The organism is Micromonospora sp. NPDC005171, assembly GCF_040608575.1.
Taxonomy (GTDB): Bacteria; Actinomycetota; Actinomycetes; order Mycobacteriales; family Micromonosporaceae; genus Micromonospora.
Genome location: NZ_JBEXIM010000003.1, coordinates 270,421 through 286,854, shown reverse-complemented (window position 1 = coordinate 286,854; position 16,434 = coordinate 270,421). Strand labels below are relative to the sequence as shown.

Genomic DNA, 16,434 nt, shown 5'->3' with positions numbered 1-16,434 from the left:
GGAGGCCCTTCATGAAGCTGCCGCGATCCATCGCGGGCTGGACCATCGCGGTCTTCGGCGTGTTGGCGCTGGTGATGGGCACGGTGGGGCTGCTCTGGCCGGAGGCGCAGCTGCGCATGCTCGGGTTCGAGGTGCCGGCGACCCGGGCCGTCGGTGACCACACCGGGACGTTCCTGCTGGCGTCCTCGATGGCGGCCTTCAACATGGGCGTCTACTACCTGCTCGCCACGGTGACCGAGTGGCGGGTGTTCTACCGGTTCACGGTGGTCTTCCGGCTGGTCACGTTCACCGTGTTCACCATCGCGGTGCTGGCCGACATCGCGCCCGACCGGTTCTTCGGGGTGGCGGCGTGGGAGGGGCTGGGAGCCGTGGCGACCGCCATCGGTCTGTGGCTGGATGCCCGCCGGGGCGTCCCGGCCGGTGGGGTCGGATCGTCCGAGGGTGTCGGACCGGCTGCGGTCGCCGAGGAGGGTACCGGTCCCGCCGGTGCGACTCCGGCGGACGCGGTGCGCTGAGCCATCGGTCGGGTTGGGTATTTTCGAGCGGTGACCGACACCCCGACCGGCGGCCCACCAGTGCCGATCGTGCCTGGCCTGACTGATTTGCGGGTCTTTGCCAGGGGCGGGTACGCGACCGTCTACCAGGCCACCCAGATCTCGGTGGGTCGCGAGGTCGCCGTCAAGGTGGAGAACCGGACGCTCGACAGCGAACGCGATCAGGCCCGCTTCCTGCGCGAGGCGCGGGCGGCCGGCCGGATGTCCTCACACCCGCACGTGGTGGACCTCTTCGACGTGGGGGTCACCGTCGATCAGCACCCCTACCTGATCATGGAGCTCTGCGACGGCTCGTACGCCGAACGGATGCGCACCTCGCCGCTGGGCCCGGTGGAGGCCCGCGACCTCGGCATCAAGATCGCCGACGCGCTGGCCCACTCGCACGCCGCCGGGGTGCTGCACCGGGACGTGAAACCGGCGAACATCCTCCACTCGGCGTTCAACTCGGCGGTCCTCGCCGACTTCGGGCTCGCCGTCCTCGCCGAACACCGGGACGCCTCGGTCACCCTGGAGGTGCTCACCCCGGCGTACGCGCCGCCGGAGATGTTCAGCCACAGCCCGCCGTCGCCGGCCGTCGACGTGTACGCGCTCTGCGCCACCCTCTACGCGGTGATGCACGGCCGGCCGCCGCGCTGGCAGTCCGAGCGCAACCCGAGCCTGGTCACCGTGCTGGAGATGTTCAACCAGCCGCTCCCCGCCCTACCCGGGGTGCCGGACGAGCTGATCGACGTCCTGCGCGTCGGCATGGCCAACGACCCGGCCGAGCGTCCCTCCGCCCTGGAGTTGCACGACCTGCTCACCAACCTGCCCCTCGGCTCGCCGGCGGCACCTGTCAGCGGCGCTCCGGTCAGCGGTGGCGCGACGCTCTCCGGCCCGTACGCGGCCAGCCCGCCGGTGCCCCGCCCGCCCATCGAGGACACTCAGCGAACTCTCCCCACCGGTCGACGGTGGCGGCGCTGGCTCTTCGGCGGTGCCGGGGTGCTCGCGCTCGCCGCCTCCGCGACCGCCGGGGCCTGGGTCGCCGACCGGGCGCCACCACTCGCCCCGTACCCGTCGGCCACCCAGATCGCCGCACCGGCGACCGGCCCGCTGCCCGGCTGTGCGACCGGCAGCGGTGCGCCCACCGCCCTGCCCGAGGGTGCCCGGTGCCTGCCCGAGCTGGAGTGCTTCGGCCCGATGCGGATCCGCGGCAGCCGCGCCGAGGCGGCTCGGCTGTCCTGCGCCGGCCGACACACCTGGGAGACGTACGCCGAGGGCATCCTGCCGGTGTCGCTGATCGGCGCCGACTACGACGAGGTGGCCGCCGCTGAGCCGGTGCGGCAGGTGTGCAGCGCCACCACGTTCAGCCTGACCACCGGGATCGCCGAGGCGACCGGCTGGCACCTGGAGGTGCTACCGCCGGTCGACGGGAGCATCGACCGGACCTACCGCTGTCTGGCGGGGCGCGGCGTGGACGCGCTCACCGCGCCGACGCTCACCGGCCGCTGAGCCCGTTCGACCCGCGTCGACGGTCACGCACCGCACGCAACGCGTCCCGGCTGTCCAGGGCGTCGAGGGTGTCCGCGTCGATCCCGTACGGCATCAACTCGGGCGGCCCGACGGCCGCCGACCGGTCCGCCGGCTCCGGGTCGTCGACCTGACGAGCGGCGGAGACCGCGACCCCGGCCACCATGGTCATTAGCACGCAGAGCAGCGCGAGAACCACGCCGAGTAGATCCTGTCGGCGCCACACGACCAGCATGACCAGCGGCGCAAGGGCTCCCAGCGCGGCGAGCACCGCCACCGTGCGCGCATCGGGTCTGGGCAATCGGCTCACCCGTCCAGCATGTCGCGACGAGGCCGGCTGTCAACCGCAGAGCCGACCGCCGCGCCGATCGACGTCGATCCGAGTGACGCGCCCGGCCTGGCCCACGGCACCCACACAGACTGGACGGAAACCGCTACTCTCGGTGTCCCGCAGGCTCTCCCGGCAGCGAGGTCGCCCATGAACCCAGGCAGTTCGCAGTCCCGGCTCCGCTCGGTCGCGTCGACGCTGGCGGTCGCCCTCACCCTCGTGCTCGCCGCCGCCGCCGGTTGCGACAGCCGGGGGGAACCTGACCTGCCCTCCGTGCAGGAGAAGATGCGCGAGACGCACATCTACGGCCAGTCGAAGCTGCGGATCGGTGTCGCCACCAACGAGCCGCTGATGGGCGAGTTGCGCAACGGCCAGCACGTCGGGTTCGACGTCGAGATCGCCAGGTACGTCGCGGCCTCCCTCGGCTACGAGGGGGAACAGCGGCTGGAGTTCGTGTCGGTCGCCACCGAGGACCGCATCCCGTCGCTGCAAGGTGGCACCGTCGACCTCGTGGTGTCCAGCTTCTCCATGACGGAGGACCGTAAGAAGCTGATCAGCTTCGCCGGGCCGTACTTCGTCACCACCCAGGAGGTGATGGTGCCGGTCCGACTCAAGGACAAGATCCGCACCATCGAGGATCTGCGCGACCCGGCCTACAAGGTCTGCACCAGCGGCGGCTCCACCACCGAGGCTGAGCTGGAGAAGCACCAGGTCAAGACGTTCGTGGTCAAGGACGTCGGCGACTGCGTCGATGGCATCCGGAAGGGCCGGTACGACGCGGTCAGCTCCGACGAGTCGATCCTCGCCGGTTTCCTGGCGAGCTTCCCCAAGGAATTCGAGATCGTGGACATGCCGTTCGGCACCAGCGAGTTGCTGGGCATCGGTGTGCCGATCGGTGATCCCGCGCTGCGCGACCTGGTCGCGTACTTCCTGCAGAAGAGCTACCAGCAGGGCCGTGACGGAGATGCCAGCCCCTGGCAGACCGCGTACAACCGGACCCTGGGCCCGTGGCTGAAGGCCGAGAAGCGCCAACCGCAGCCGCTGGAGGTGCCGAAGCTTGTCGACTTCGACGACAAGGCGCCCGCGAAGTGAGCGCGGCGCCGACCGCCACCGGCGGCGACGGGCCGGTCCCGCCGCCCCGCACGTCAATACCCGGCGGCGCCGCCCCGACAATCGACGGTACGGCCGTGGCGCCGTCGGCCGTCGACGGTCCAGCGGCCGTTGCGGGAGGTGAGGTCGCCTGGCCGGCCGCCGTGCCGGTCGCCGAACCGGCCGAGCCCATCGTCGCCGACGTCGAGCCCGGGCGGGTCCGCTGGGATCCGGCCGAGCGGCGCGCCCGGGCCAGCCAGTCGTTCTGGACGGCCGTGGTGGGCGTACCCGCGATCTTCTCGGTGCTCCGCCTCGGCGTGGAGGCCGGCGGTGAACTCCAGACCACGCTGCTGCTGGTGGCCAACGTCGGGCCGGTCAACCTGCTCGCCGGCTTCCTGACCACGGCGGCCCGACTGCTCTCCACCGGCCTGGTCGCCGTCTTCGCGCTCGGCGCAGTGCTGGCCGTCAGCGCGGATCGGCTTCCACCGGGCACACGTCGCCGCCCGCTCTTCGCCCGCTGGGCCGACATCACCCCGGCCTGGGTGGTGCTGGCCAGCTTCCTGCTCGCCCTGATCACCTGGCCGTTGCTCTACCTTCCGCTGCTGCTGCCGGCGTTCGTGGCCGCGTTCCAACTGCGCCCCGGGCGGCTGCACGAGCGGGTCGTGCCTCGGGTGCTGATTGTCGGCGCACTGCTCGCCGGGTACGGCTGGCTGATGCTGCCCACGCTGCGCCAGGCGGTGCAGCAGGGCGATGAGTGGCTGGTGCTGGCGCTCATCGTGGTGCCTCCGCTGCTGGCCCTGTTCATCGCGGGGCCGCTGCCGGGCATGGTGATCCGGCCGCTGGCGTCGGTGACCGAGGTGGCGGTGCTGGCCACCCTGGTCTGGGCGGCGGTGCCCGTCATCAGCACCCCGGTGCTGCCGCTGACCGTTACCACCGTCGGCCCGGAAAGTGGGCCCACCGAGGACGTACGCGGGCACGTGGTCACCACCGACGACGTCAACATGGTGATCCTTCAGGAACGGGGTGGCGTCCGGTACGTCCCGGTCGGTCTGGTCCGCGCTCAGGTGCTCTGCCCGAGTGAGGAGGAGCTGCCCCGCCACCAACTGCGCATTCACGACTTCCACGTCGAGGATTCCCTGTTGGAGGGCATGGGTCGTCGGGTCCGCCCGGTCCACCGCATCGACGCCGCCTGCCGCACCCCGGCCTGAGTGCAGGCGGCGTGGCCCGCGCGTGATCGACTCGGGTTTCAGGAAGTTGCGGGGTCGCTGGCCCTTGGACCCCCCGGATTCAAGAAAACCGAGTCGATCTTGCGGCAGGCTGGCGGGTAGGCCGGCCTCAGTAGGACTTGTCCTGGCCCAGGACGTGTTGGGCCACGAAGTTGAGGATCATCTCGCGGCTGACCGGGGCGATCCGGCCGGCCCGGACCGCGCCGAGCAGGGTCGCCACCCCGTACTCGGTGGTCATGCCGGCCCCGCCGAGCACCTGGACGGCGGTGTCCACGGCCAGCGCGGCGGCCTCCCCGGCCGCGTACTTGGCCATGTTGCCGGCCACCCCGGCCTCCAGGTCGCGGCCGGCGTCGTACAGGGTGGCCGCCTTCTGGATCATGAGGCGGGCCAGCTCCACCTGCACCGCCGCGTGTGCCAGCGGATGCGAGACCCCCTGATGCGATCCGATGCTCCGGCCACCCCAGACCTTGCGGGTGGCGGTGTACTCGCTGGCCCGCTCGATGGCGTACCGGCCGGTGCCGGCGCCCATCGCGGCCACCGTGATCCGCTCCGGGTTGAGCCCGGCGAACAGCGCCGGCAGCCCGGCGTCCAGCGACTCACCGAGCAGCGCGTCGGCGGGCACCCGCACGTCGTCCAGGTAGAGCAGGAACTGGTTCTCCGGAGACACGATCTCCATGTCCAGCTTGGACCGGGTCAGCCCGGCCGCGTCGGTCGGCACCAGGAACAGCGCCGGCTTCAGCCTCTGCGGAGACGTCTCCGCTGAGCCGGCAGCGCCGTCGTCGACGGCGACGCGGGCCACCACCAGCACGTGACCGGCCTCGTCGACTCCGGAGATGTAGCACTTGCGGCCGTTCAGCAGCCAGCCGTCGCCGTCGCGGCGAGCCACAGTGCCGAGCCGGTGGAAGTTGGAACCGGCCTCCGGCTCGGTGATCGCGAAGACGATCTTCTGGGAGCCGTCGGCGAGGCCCGGCAGGTGCCGCTTGCGCTGCTCCTCGGTGCCGTGCCGGCTGAGGACGGTCGCCGCGATGGCGGGGGAGACCACCAGCAGCAGCAACGGGCAACCCGCCGCCGCCAGTTCCTCGCAGACGATGGCCAGCTCGGTGATGCCGCCGCCCCCGCCGCCGTACTCGGTGGGGATGTTGACCCCCAGGTAGCCGAGCCGCCCGGCCTCCGCCCAGAGTTCGGTGGTGTGTTCGCCGGCCCTCGCCTTCTCGACGAAGTAACCGTGGCCGTAGCGGCGACCCAACGCCCGCACGGCGTCGCGCAGTTGGTCCTGCTCGGGGGTGAGGTCGAAGGTCATCGGGCGTCCTCCTCTTCGATAACTGCCAGGACGGCGCCCGTCTGCACCTGACCGCCGGTCGGCACCGGCAGCTCGGCGACCACGCCGTCGATCGGGGCGAGCACGGGATGTTCCAGCTTCATCGCTTCCAGGGTGAGCAGCGGATCGCCGGCGGTGACCCGCTGGCCGACCTGGACGTGTACCCGGGTCACCGCGCCGGGCAGCGGCGCGAGCAGCGACCCGGCCGCCACCGCCGCGGTGGGCAGCGGGAGACGCGGCAGCTCGGCCAGGCTCACCGCCCCGTCCGGGCCGTCCACGAAGACAGCCGACCCCACCCGGTGTACGCGGTACCCGCGGCGAACCCCGTCGACGTCGAGCACCACCAGGTCCGGGGTGGCCTCGACCAGCGCCACGGTGGGCGCTGTCGGCCGCTCGGCGGAGCCGTCGGCGGCTGACGTGCTGGACCAGTCGGCGAGCCGGCCGGTCCGGTCCAGCCGGTAGCGGATCTCGATCTCGTCGTCGTCCGGCCCGGTGAACCGGCTGACCTGCGGGACTGCTGGAACGTTGCGCCAACCGGAGGGGAGCCCGCCCAGCACCGATGCTGTCGCCCGGCGGTGCGCGGCGCCCGCCAGCGCGGCGGCGAGGGCGGTGAGTGGGACCTGGTCGGCGGGGAGGAGCGGTGCGAAGACCTCCGGGTGCCTGTCCAGGAAACCGGTGTCGATCTGCGCCGCCGCGAACTCCGGGCTGCGCAGCACCCGGACCAGCAGATCGCGGTTGGTGGCCACCCCGTGCAACTCGGCCCGAGCCAGGGCACCCGCCAGGGCCCGGGCTGCCTCGGTCCGGGTCGGTGCCACGGCGATCAGCTTGGCGAGCAGTGAGTCGTAGTGCACCCCCACCACCGAGCCCGCCACCACGCCGGAGTCGAGCCGCAGGCCCGCCCGTTGGATCCAGCCGAACTCGCGATCCACCCCCGGCACGTCAAAGCGGTGCAGGGTGCCCGTGGCGGGCCGCCAGCCCTGCGCCGGCTCCTCGGCGCACAGCCGTACCTCGATCGCGTAGCCGCGCTTGGCCGGGAAGTGGTGATGTGCGGGCAGCGGTGCGCCCTCGGCCACCAGCAGCTGCATCCGGACCAGGTCCAGCCCCGCCGGAGTGACCAACTCGGTGACGGGGTGCTCCACCTGGAGCCGGGTGTTCATCTCCAGAAAGAAGAACTCGCCGGTCGGTGCCAGCAGGAACTCGACAGTGCCGGCCCCCACGTAGTCGACCGCCCGCCCGGCAGCCATGGCCGTCTCGTGCAGCCGATCATGCAGCCCCGGCGGGAGATCACCCGGTGCCTCCTCGATGATTTTCTGGTGTCGGCGCTGGATCGAGCACTCCCGGACGCCGAGCACCTGCACGGTGCCGTGGGTATCACCGAAGATCTGCACCTCGACGTGCCGGCCGCGCTCGACGTACCGCTCGATGAAGACCGTGCCGTCGCCGAACGCGGCAGCCGCCTCGCGGCGCGCGGAGGCGACCGCCTCGGCCAGGTCGTCGGCGGTCCGGACGATCCGCATGCCCCGGCCACCGCCGCCGGCGGACGCCTTCACCAGCACCGGAAAGTCGGTGACGCCGTCGGTGTCGGTCCAGCTCGGCAGCATGGGCACACCCGCCTCGGCGAGCAGTGCCTTCGCCGCCAGTTTGTCGCCCATGGCGGCGATCACCTTGGCCGGCGGCCCGACCCAGGTCAGGCCGGCGTCGGTCACCGCCGCCGCGAACTCGGCGTTCTCGGCGAGGAACCCGTAGCCGGGGTGGACGGCGTCCGCGCCGCTGCGGCGGGCCGCGTCCAGGATCAGGTCGACCCGCAGGTACGTCTCGGCCGGCGTCGCACCGGGCAACCGGACCGCCTGGTCGGCCTCGGCCACGAACGGCGCGTCGGCGTCAGCGTCGGAGTGCACGGCGACGGTCTCCACGCCCATGGCGCGGCAGGTGGCAAAGACCCGGCGGGCGATCTCGCCCCGGTTGGCCACCAGCAGTCGATTGATCATGTCAGCCCCTCAGTGCCGGAAGACGCCGAAACCGTCGGCGCCCTTCACCGGTCCGTTGTGGATCGCCGAGAGGCAGAGCCCGAGGACGGTCCGAGTGTCCCGAGGGTCGATCACCCCGTCGTCGTAGAGCCGGCCGGAGAGGAAGAGCGCCCCGGACTGCGACTCGATCTGCTGCTCGACCATCATCCGCATCGCCGCGTCGGAGTCCTCGTCGTAGTCGCGCCCCCGGGCGGCAGCCGCCTGCCGGGCCACTATCGACAGCACCCCCGCCAGCTGCGCCGGGCCCATCACCGCCGACTTCGCGTTCGGCCAGGTGAACAGGAACCTCGGCTCGTACGCCCGCCCGCACATGCCGTAGTTGCCGGCCCCGTACGAGGCGCCCAGGTTCACCGTCAGGTGCGGCACCGTCGAGTTCGACACCGCATTGATCATGAGGGCGCCGTGCTTGATGATGCCGCGCTGCTCGTACTCGGTGCCGACCATGTAGCCGGTGGTGTTCTGCAAGAAGATCAACGGGGTGTCCGAGGCGTTCGCGAGCTGGATGAACTGGGCCGCCTTCTGCGCCTCCGCGCTGAACAGCACCCCTCGGGCGTTGGCCAGCACCCCCACCGGATACCCGTGCAGCTCACCCCAACCGGTGACCAGCGCGTCCCCGTACGCCGGCTTGAACTCGTCGAAGTCGCTGCCGTCGAGGATCCGGGCCAACACCTCCCGGGGGTCGAACGGCACCTTCAGGTCGGCGCTGGTGATGCCGAGCAGCTCCTCCGGGTCGTACTTCGGAGGCTGCGGCACCGCCGACCGCGGCGACGGGCCCTGCTTGCGCCAGTTCAACCGGCGGATGCACTGCCGGGCCAGCCGAATGCCGTCCCGCTCGTCGGCAGCCAGGTAGTCGGCCAGCCCGGACGTGCCGGCGTGCATCGTCGCGCCACCCAGCGACTCGTCGTCGGTGACCTCACCGGTCGCCATCTTCACCAGCGGCGGACCGGCCACATAGACCTGCGACCGGTCCCGAATCATGATCACGTGGTCCGACATCCCCGGCACGTACGCGCCACCGGCCGTGGCGTTGCCGAAGACCACGCTGACAGTGGGGATGCCGGCCGCCGAGAGCCGGGTGAGGTCACGGAACACCCGACCACCGGGGATGAAGATCTCCGCCTGGGTGGGCAGGTCCGCCCCGGCCGACTCGACCAGGTTGACCATGGGCAGCCGGTTGGCCAGGGCGATCTCGCCGGCCCGCCGGGTCTTCGCCAGCGACCACGGGTTGACCGCGCCGCCGCGTACCGTCGGGTCGTTGGCGACGATCAGGCACTCCACGCCCTCGACCACCCCGATACCGGTGACCACGCTGGCCCCGACCGGGAAGTCCGAGCCGTACGCGGCGACCGGCGACAACTCCAGGAAGGGGCTGTCGGCGTCCACCAGCAGCTCGATCCGCTCCCGGGGGAGCAGCTTGCCGCGGGCGTGATGCCGGGTCACGTACTTCTCGCCGCCACCCGCCCGCGCCTGATCCAGCGCGGCGTCCAACTCGCCCAGCCGCTCCAGCAACGCCGCCCGGTTCGCCAGGTACGCGGGCGCGGACGGGTCGACCGAGCTGTCCAGGGTGGTCACCGTGCCTCCTTCGTTCGCGACTGCGGGGCTCGCAAACCCGGCTCACTCCTCGCGCTCACAGACCCATGCCTTTCGCGATGATCTCGTTCATGATCTCGGTGGTGCCGCCGCCGATGCCGAGGATCCGCGCGTCGCGGTAGTGCCGCTCCACCTCGGCGTCGCGCAGGTAGCCGAAACCGCCGTGCAGCTGCAACGCCTGGTCGACGACGTGGTCGCAGGCGGCCACCGCCACGTTCTTCGCCATCGCCACCTCGGTCACCACCGGCTAGCCGGCCGCGACCCGAGCCGCCACCCCGTGCACGTACGACCGGGCCGCCTCGGCCCGCGTGTGCATCTCGGCCAACCGGTGTCGGACCAGCTGCCGGCTGGCCAGCGGACGCCCGAAGGTCTCCCGGTCCCGGCACCAGCGCACCGCCAGCTCGACACAGCGCTGCGCTGTCGCGTACGCCTGGGTCGCCAGCGAGAGGCGTTCCGCCGCGAAGTGCTGCATGATCGCCAGAAAGCCGGTGTTCTCCGCGCCGATCCGGTTGGCGACCGGCACCCGTACGTCAGCGAAGGACAGTTCGGCGGTGTCCGAGCAGTGCCAGCCCAACTTCTCCAACCGGCGGCCCACTGTGAACCCGGGCGACCCCTTGTCGATGACCAGCAGGGTGAGCTCACCGCTGCCGGGAAAGTCGGTACACACAGCGGTGGTCACGAAGTCGGCCCGGTGGCCGCTGGTGATGTAGGTCTTCGACCCGTTCACCACGTAGTGGTCGCCGTCGCGGCGGGCGGTGGTGCGGATGCCGGCCACGTCCGAACCGCCGTCCGGCTCGGTGATGGCCAGCGCGCCGATCATCGTGCCGGCCAGGGTGGGCCGGACGTACCGCTCGATCAGGCTGTCGTCGGCCGGGGACGCGCTGCCGCCGAGTCGACCGCCCAACGAGCCACCGGTGCGTGCACCGGCCGCCGCGACCATGTGCGGCAACGCGATCCCGTGCGTGAACAGGGCCGCCACCAGCCCGGACGAGCCACCGGCGCGGATCAGCTCCTCGGTCACGATGATCGAATCGAGCAGATCACCGCCGCTGCCACCGACCGACTCCGGGAAGCCGATGCCGAGCAGGCCGAGCTTCGCGGCGGTGCCGTGCAACGCCCTGGGCACCTCGCCGGCCCGCTCCCAGTCGTCCAGGTGTGGCAACACCTCCCGGGTCACGAACGAACGGGTCAGCTCGCGCAGTTGCCGCCGCTCCGGCGTGTCCACGATGCTCACGACGCCTCCGTCGACAGGTCGGCCGGCAGGTCGACGATCCGGGCGCGCAGCAGCTCGCCGAGGGCCTTGGCCTGCGGGTCGAACCGGGTGGACGCGGCCACCCCGGCGCCGAGCAGGCCCTCGATCACGAAGTTGACCGCACACAGGTTCGGCAACTCGTAACGCCGCACGGTCAGCGGCGCGGTCTCCGGCAGCAGCTCGGCCAGGCGCTCGACTGTCAGCCAGGTCCGCAGCCACGCGTACCCGGCGTCGGTTCGCGCCCAGACGCCGAGGTTGGCGTCGCCGCCCTTGTCCCCGGAGCGCGCGCCGACCACCTCGCCGAGGGCCCCGCGCCGGGTCGGCCCGGCGGCCGCCGGGCCGCCACCAGGGGTGGTCTCGTCCGGCGAGGTGGAGGCGGTGCGGATCGGCGGGGCGATCGGCACCCGCTCGCCACCGGGCAGCACCGCGACGTGCGCCACCGCGTCCTGCGGCACCGCGTCGGCGGTGAAGACGCCGTACGGCGTCGCGTCGCCGGGCAGTGTGGTCACCGTGCAGCCCGGGTACGAGGCCAGGGCCAACTCCACGGCAGCGGCCGAGAAGGCCCGGCCGGCCCGCGCCTTGTCGCCGTCACGCAGGTGTACGTGCAGCAGGGCGCTGGCCGCCTCGGTGTCGGCGGCGTCCTCGTGGTCGGTCCGAGCCAGCACGAACTCCAGCCCGTCCTTGCCGACCGCCTCCTCGATCTGCCCACGGACCAACGTCGCCTTCGCCTCGATGTGCAGACCGCAGAGGACGAACGTCATCGAGTTGCGGAAGCCGCCGAGGTTGTTGACGCCCACCTTGAGCGTCGCCGGCGGCGGTGTGCCCCGGACGCCGGAGACCCGGACCTGGTCCGGCCCGTCGGGGCGCAGCGTCACCGTGTCCAGCCGGGTGACCACGTCCGGCCCGAGGTACGCGGGCCCGCCGATCTCGTAGAGCAGTTGGGCGGTGACCGTCTCCACGGTGACCGCGCCGCCGGTGCCCGGATGCTTGGTGAGCACCGATGAGCCGTCGGGGTACACCTCGGCGATCGGGAATCCGGGCCGGTGCCCGCCGTCGGGCAGTTCGGTGAAGAAGCTGAAGTTGCCGCCGGTGACCTGGGCGCCGCACTCGACGAGGTGCCCCGCCACAGTGGCCCCGGCCAGCTCGTCGAGGTCGTCGCGGCCCCACCCGTACCGGGCGATGGCCGGGCCGACCACCAGCGACGCGTCGGTGACCCGGCCAGTGACCACCACGTCCGCGCCGCCGTCGAGGCACGCGGCGATCCCGAACGCGCCGAGGTAGGCGTTAGCGCTCAACGCGTCCGGCCGCTGGATCGCGTCGCCCTCGACGTACCCGATTCGGGCCGGCAGGCCGAGCCGGGTGGCGAGCTTCTCGATGGCGGTGGCCAGGCCGGCCGGGTTCAACCCGCCGGCGTTGGTCACGATCCGCACCCCTCGGTCGAGGGCGGTGCCGAGGCAGGTCTCCAGTTGCCGCAGGAACGTCTTCGCGTAGCCCAGGTCGGGGTCGCGGAGGCGGTCCCGGGCCAGGATCAGCATGGTCAACTCGGCCAGATAGTCGCCGGTCAGCACGTCCAGCTCACCGCCGTCGAGCATCTCCCGCCAGGCGGTGAACCGGTCGCCGTAGAAGCCGGAGGCGTTGCCGATGCGGATCATGCCGGTATCCCGTCCCGACCGGCCGGCTGCCGGCCGTCACCCGGCGGCCCGGCGAAGGCCTGCGCCACGTCGAGCCACTCGTCGGCGACCGGCCCGGTGGCGACCAGAGCGAGGTCCGCGCGGTGCCGGCGCTGGGTGACCAGCTGGCAGAAGTCCCGGGCCGGGCCGGTGACCCGGTCGGTGGCATCCGCCGGGCCCCAGCTCCACGTGTCGCCGCCCGGCCCGACCAGCTCGACCCGGACCGGCGCCGTCGGTGCCTCCCGGCCGTGCGCGGCGAAGCCGTGCCCGAGGGTACGCACGCCCAGGTGCGCCACGTGCCGAAGCCGGTCGCTGTCGGGGCGGACCACGCCGAGGGCGTCGGCCACGTCCGCGCCGTGCGCCCAGGTCTCCATGATCCGGGCGGTGGCCATCGACGTGGCCGACATCCGGGTGCCGTACCAGGGCAGTTTGCCGCCGGCCGGAACGGCGGCCAGTGCGTCGACGAGCGCGGTTCGCCCGGCTCGCCAACGGGCCAGCAGTTCGGCCGGCGGGGCGAGGAACTCCTCTGCACCCGCGTCCACCATCCGCGTCACGTCCGGCGCGCCGGTCACCGTCGCGTAGAACGCCTCGGGATCGGTCGCGGCCAACAGCGCGACGTGGTCGGTCCAGGCGAGGTGGGCGATCTGATGTCCGACGCTCCAGCCCGGCGCGGGGGTCGGCTTCGCCCAGTCGGCGGCGGGCAGTGGCGCCACCAGGGCGTCCAACTGGGCGGACTCGTCGGCCAGGTCGGTGAGCAGGTCGCTGAGGTCGACCATGGTGCCTCCGGTCGGTGGGGGCCGATGCGGCCGGCGGTCAGGGCGTGAGCAGGGTGGCGAGCTGGCGCTTCCAGGTGGTCAACAGGGCGGTACGGCGGGCGGAGTCGTCGCTGAGCAGGTTGGCCACCCCGAGCCCACGGAGCAGATCGAGCGTGGCCTGCACCGCCTCGCGGACACCGGATCGACGCTCGTCGACACCGAGCAGGGCCACGGTGAGCCGGTGCATCTCCCGGCCGACCGTCGCCTCCAGCGGCACCAGGGCGTCCCGGAGCTCCCGATCGGTGCGGGCGGCAACCCAGAGCTCGAGTGCGGCCACGAACAGCGGTCCGGTGAACGCCAGGGCGAGCAGGTCGACGACCCGGTCCAACCGCTGTGGACCAGCCGGCAGCGCCTCGGCCTCGGTGCGCAGCTCGTCGGCCCGCCGCTCGGCCAGATGGGCCACGGCGGCCGTCACCAGAGCGGCCTTCGTCGGGTAGTGGTGCAGCTGAGCCCCACGGGACACGCCGGCCCGGGCCGCGACGACAGTGGTGGTGGTGCCGGACCAGCCGTGCTCGATCAGGCAGTCGACGGTCGCCTCCAGCAGGCGGGTCTGGGTGGCGCGGCTGCGCTCCTGCTGGGGGACACGCGTCGATGCGGGGGGCACGGGGACAGCCTGCGGCCTACGAAACAAACAGTCAAGACTGACTTTTTTGGGCCGGTGCCGGCCTCAGCGGCCGTCGCGGGGGCCGAAGGCGGTCAACGCGTCGACGTCGCTGTGCTGGGAGCGTAGGTACTCGTCGGCCCAGGCGGCGGCGTCGGGGAAGGTCGACTCCGCGGCCACCCGGGCGCAGGCCGCGTCCACGTCGAAGGCGGTGCGGCGCAGCTGGACACCCGGCCCGAGTAGCGCCCACCACGCTCCCGCGCCCCCGTACGGCATGCCGATGCTGCCCGGATTGACCACCAGACGCCTGTCGACCAGCCGGGTGAAGGGCATGTGCGTGTGGCCGCAGACCACCGTGGCGACCTCGGTGGGAAGACCGTCGAACACCTCCGCCCAGCGCGTCAGCCGGGAGTCGACGAGCACGACCTCCTCGTCATCGCGGGGGGTCGCGTGGCAGAACAGTGTCCGGCCGAGACCGTCGATCTCCAACGTCGCCGTCGCCGGCAAGGCGGCGAGCCGGGCCACCTGGTCGTCGCGCAGCTGCCCGGCGGCCCAGTTCGAGACCTCGATCGACGCCGGCCTGCCGGCCCGGGCCTCGACCAGCTCGCGGTCGGCATTGCCGCCGACCCAGCACACCCGGTCGCCCAGGCTGGCGAGCACGTCCAGCACCTCGACCGGCTGCGGGCCCGCGGCGATGTCACCGGTGAGCACGATCAGATCGGCGGCGGCGACATCCGGTTCAGCCAGTACGGCCTCCAGCGCCGGCAGGACGCCATGGATGTCGGACAGCACTGCAACACCGTTCACCATGGCCCCACCCTCACCGCCGGCACCGCCGGAAGGCCAGCGATTGTGCGCCAGGCAGATGACAACGTCCCCGCCTACCGTCGGTGACGGCAGGCGGGGACGTCGGGTGCTGCTCAGACGCGGGCGCGGCGGGCCAGGCGCTCCGGGTCCAGGATGATGATGCTCTTGCCGTCAAGCCTCAGCCAGCCGCGCGAGGCGAAGTCGGCCAGCGCCTTGTTGACGGTCTCCCGGGAGGCGCCGACGAGCTGGGCGATCTCCTCCTGGGTGAGGTCGTGCGTCACCCGCAGAACCCCGCCGTCGCGGGTGCCGAAGCGGCCCGCCATCTGGAGCAGGTTCTTGGCGACCCGACCCGGCACGTCCGTGAAGATCAGGTCGGCCAGCGAGTCGTTGGTCCGACGCAGTCGCCGGGCGAGCACCCGGAGCAACTGCTCGGCGATCTCCGGGCGGTTGTTGAGCCACGGCCGCAGCGCCTGCTTACGCAGCCGCACCAGCCGGGTGTCGGTCACCGCGGTGGCGGTCGCCGTACGCGGACCCGGGTCGAAGAGCGACAGCTCACCGACCATGTCCGACGGCCCCATCACCGCGATCAGGTTCTGTCGGCCGTCCGCGGCGCGGCGACCAACCTTGATCTTCCCGGACAGCAGGATGTAGAGGCTGTCACCGGGCTCGCCCTCATTGAAGACGATCTCGCCCTTGCGGACCTCGATCGTCTCCATCTCCTTGGCGAGCGCCTCGGCAGCTTCCGGGTCAACACCCTGGAAGATCCCGCTGCGGGCCAGTACCTCGTCCATTGCGCACCTCCGGTTGCGCGTGCCGTCCGTCGGCCGGGGCCGCCGTCCGCTGATCCCCTCGCGCGCCGCCAAGTCTAGGCGCACGTGAGCACGAATCAGAGGTCGCCCCTGGAATCTTGATCGGTGGGCGTAACCTGCCCGACGTGCTGAGCGACCCGACTCTGACCAGCCGCGCCGAGGACGGGCGGAACGTACCGCTGCTCGTCTGGCGCGCGGACGTGCCCCTGCGGGCGATCAGCAGTGGCCCGATGGGCGGTGGCATCGGGCTTCGGCAGTGGGTGCTGAACGCGACCGTACCGATGTCGTACGACCGGGAGGATCCGGCGGCGCACCTGGCCTCGCTCGCCGCCGAGCTGGCCCTCGACGGGCCCGGGATCGGCCTGCTGACCGGCGTCGATGTGACAGACGTGGTGGCGCGGACCGACACCGGAGTGCGGGCCTGGGCGACGGTCGGGCTCGGCACGCCGGTGCCCGCGGCCGCGCCGACGCCGACCGCGCTCGCCCACCGCGTCGGCACTGTCAACATCGTGGTGTACGTGCCGGCCCGGCTCGCCGACTCGGCACTTGTCAACGCGGTGGCCACCGCTACCGAGGCGAAGACCCAGGCGATCACCGAGCTGGGAGTGCCGGGGACCGGCACGCCCACCGACGCGGTCACAGTGCTCTGCCCGGTGGACGGGCCGGAGGCCGCCTACGGTGGACCGCGCTCCACCTGGGGCGCCCCGCTCGCCCGAGCGGTGCACGCGGCGGTCCTCGCCGGTGGCGCCCGACCGGTCGTGCCGTGGTCTGAGCAGCTCAGGAGCGCAAATTCCAACCGATCGGCTATCGTCGGCGGATTTAACGGCCGGTAGGGTCTCGGG

14 protein-coding genes and 1 pseudogene are annotated in these 16,434 nt (G+C 72.3%); 5 read left to right on the top strand and 10 right to left on the bottom strand.

Annotated elements, in window-relative coordinates; genetic code table 11:
• The first annotated feature begins 11 nt into the window (after nt 1-11).
• Both ABZU74_RS07890 and ABZU74_RS07885 read left to right on the top strand, forming a co-directional pair.
• The gene (locus tag ABZU74_RS07890) at nt 12-515 is read left to right on the top strand and encodes a hypothetical protein (RefSeq protein ID WP_355419622.1); all 504 of its coding nucleotides are present in this window, start codon (nt 12-14) and stop codon (nt 513-515) included.
• A gap of 30 nt (nt 516-545) precedes the next feature.
• Nucleotides 546-2,042: a serine/threonine-protein kinase gene (locus tag ABZU74_RS07885; RefSeq protein WP_355419620.1), complete on the top strand. Its 1,497-nt coding sequence runs from the start codon at nt 546-548 to the stop codon at nt 2,040-2,042.
• Here ABZU74_RS07885 and ABZU74_RS07880 read toward each other — a convergent pair.
• Nucleotides 2,029-2,370, bottom strand: a complete 342-nt coding sequence (locus ABZU74_RS07880) for a hypothetical protein (protein WP_355419618.1) — start codon at nt 2,368-2,370, stop codon at nt 2,029-2,031. The genes ABZU74_RS07885 and ABZU74_RS07880 overlap by 14 nt on opposite strands.
• A 168-nt stretch (nt 2,371-2,538) precedes the next feature.
• On the opposite strand from ABZU74_RS07880, the gene ABZU74_RS07875 reads away from it, so the two are divergent.
• Nucleotides 2,539-3,480, top strand: coding sequence for a transporter substrate-binding domain-containing protein (locus tag ABZU74_RS07875; RefSeq protein ID WP_355419616.1), 942 nt, complete (start codon nt 2,539-2,541; stop codon nt 3,478-3,480).
• Nucleotides 3,477-4,685 (top strand): hypothetical protein, encoded by a 1,209-nt coding sequence (locus ABZU74_RS07870; RefSeq protein WP_355419614.1) that lies wholly within the window; start codon nt 3,477-3,479, stop codon nt 4,683-4,685. The genes ABZU74_RS07875 and ABZU74_RS07870 overlap by 4 nt, the downstream gene beginning before the upstream one ends.
• Nucleotides 4,686-4,812: 127 nt before the next feature.
• Here the strand turns inward: ABZU74_RS07870 and ABZU74_RS07865 are convergent, their stop codons facing one another.
• From ABZU74_RS07865 to ABZU74_RS07825, 9 genes and pseudogenes are all read right to left on the bottom strand, one after another.
• Nucleotides 4,813-6,003: an acyl-CoA dehydrogenase gene (locus tag ABZU74_RS07865; RefSeq protein ID WP_355419613.1), complete on the bottom strand. Its 1,191-nt coding sequence runs from the start codon at nt 6,001-6,003 to the stop codon at nt 4,813-4,815.
• Complete coding sequence (locus ABZU74_RS07860; RefSeq protein WP_355419611.1) at nt 6,000-8,009, bottom strand: biotin carboxylase N-terminal domain-containing protein; 2,010 nt, start codon at nt 8,007-8,009, stop codon at nt 6,000-6,002. Before ABZU74_RS07860 ends, ABZU74_RS07865 begins: the two co-directional genes overlap by 4 nt.
• Before the next feature lie 9 nt (nt 8,010-8,018).
• Complete coding sequence (locus ABZU74_RS07855) at nt 8,019-9,620, bottom strand: carboxyl transferase domain-containing protein (RefSeq protein ID WP_355419609.1); 1,602 nt, start codon at nt 9,618-9,620, stop codon at nt 8,019-8,021.
• Nucleotides 9,621-9,675: 55 nt separating this feature from the next.
• Nucleotides 9,676-10,872 (bottom strand): annotated as a pseudogene (locus ABZU74_RS07850) (acyl-CoA dehydrogenase family protein).
• Entirely contained in the window at nt 10,869-12,542 is a 1,674-nt protein-coding gene (locus ABZU74_RS07845; protein WP_355419607.1) for an acyclic terpene utilization AtuA family protein, read from the bottom strand. The pseudogene ABZU74_RS07850 and the gene ABZU74_RS07845 overlap by 4 nt, the downstream one beginning before the upstream one ends.
• Nucleotides 12,539-13,336 (bottom strand): TIGR03084 family metal-binding protein, encoded by a 798-nt coding sequence (locus ABZU74_RS07840; protein WP_355419605.1) that lies wholly within the window; start codon nt 13,334-13,336, stop codon nt 12,539-12,541. Before ABZU74_RS07840 ends, ABZU74_RS07845 begins: the two co-directional genes overlap by 4 nt.
• Nucleotides 13,337-13,373: 37 nt before the next feature.
• On the bottom strand, nt 13,374-13,979 hold the full coding sequence (locus tag ABZU74_RS07835; RefSeq protein ID WP_355419603.1) for a TetR/AcrR family transcriptional regulator: 606 nt from the start codon (nt 13,977-13,979) through the stop codon (nt 13,374-13,376).
• A gap of 63 nt (nt 13,980-14,042) precedes the next feature.
• The gene (locus ABZU74_RS07830; RefSeq protein WP_355419601.1) at nt 14,043-14,786 is read right to left on the bottom strand and encodes a metallophosphoesterase family protein; all 744 of its coding nucleotides are present in this window, start codon (nt 14,784-14,786) and stop codon (nt 14,043-14,045) included.
• Between the two features lie 110 nt (nt 14,787-14,896).
• Entirely contained in the window at nt 14,897-15,574 is a 678-nt protein-coding gene (locus ABZU74_RS07825) for a Crp/Fnr family transcriptional regulator (RefSeq protein WP_007466162.1), read from the bottom strand.
• 143 nt (nt 15,575-15,717) lie between these two features.
• On the opposite strand from ABZU74_RS07825, the gene ABZU74_RS07820 reads away from it, so the two are divergent.
• The gene (locus ABZU74_RS07820) at nt 15,718-16,425 is read left to right on the top strand and encodes an adenosylcobinamide amidohydrolase (protein WP_355419599.1); all 708 of its coding nucleotides are present in this window, start codon (nt 15,718-15,720) and stop codon (nt 16,423-16,425) included.
• The last annotated feature ends 9 nt before the right edge of the window (nt 16,426-16,434 follow it).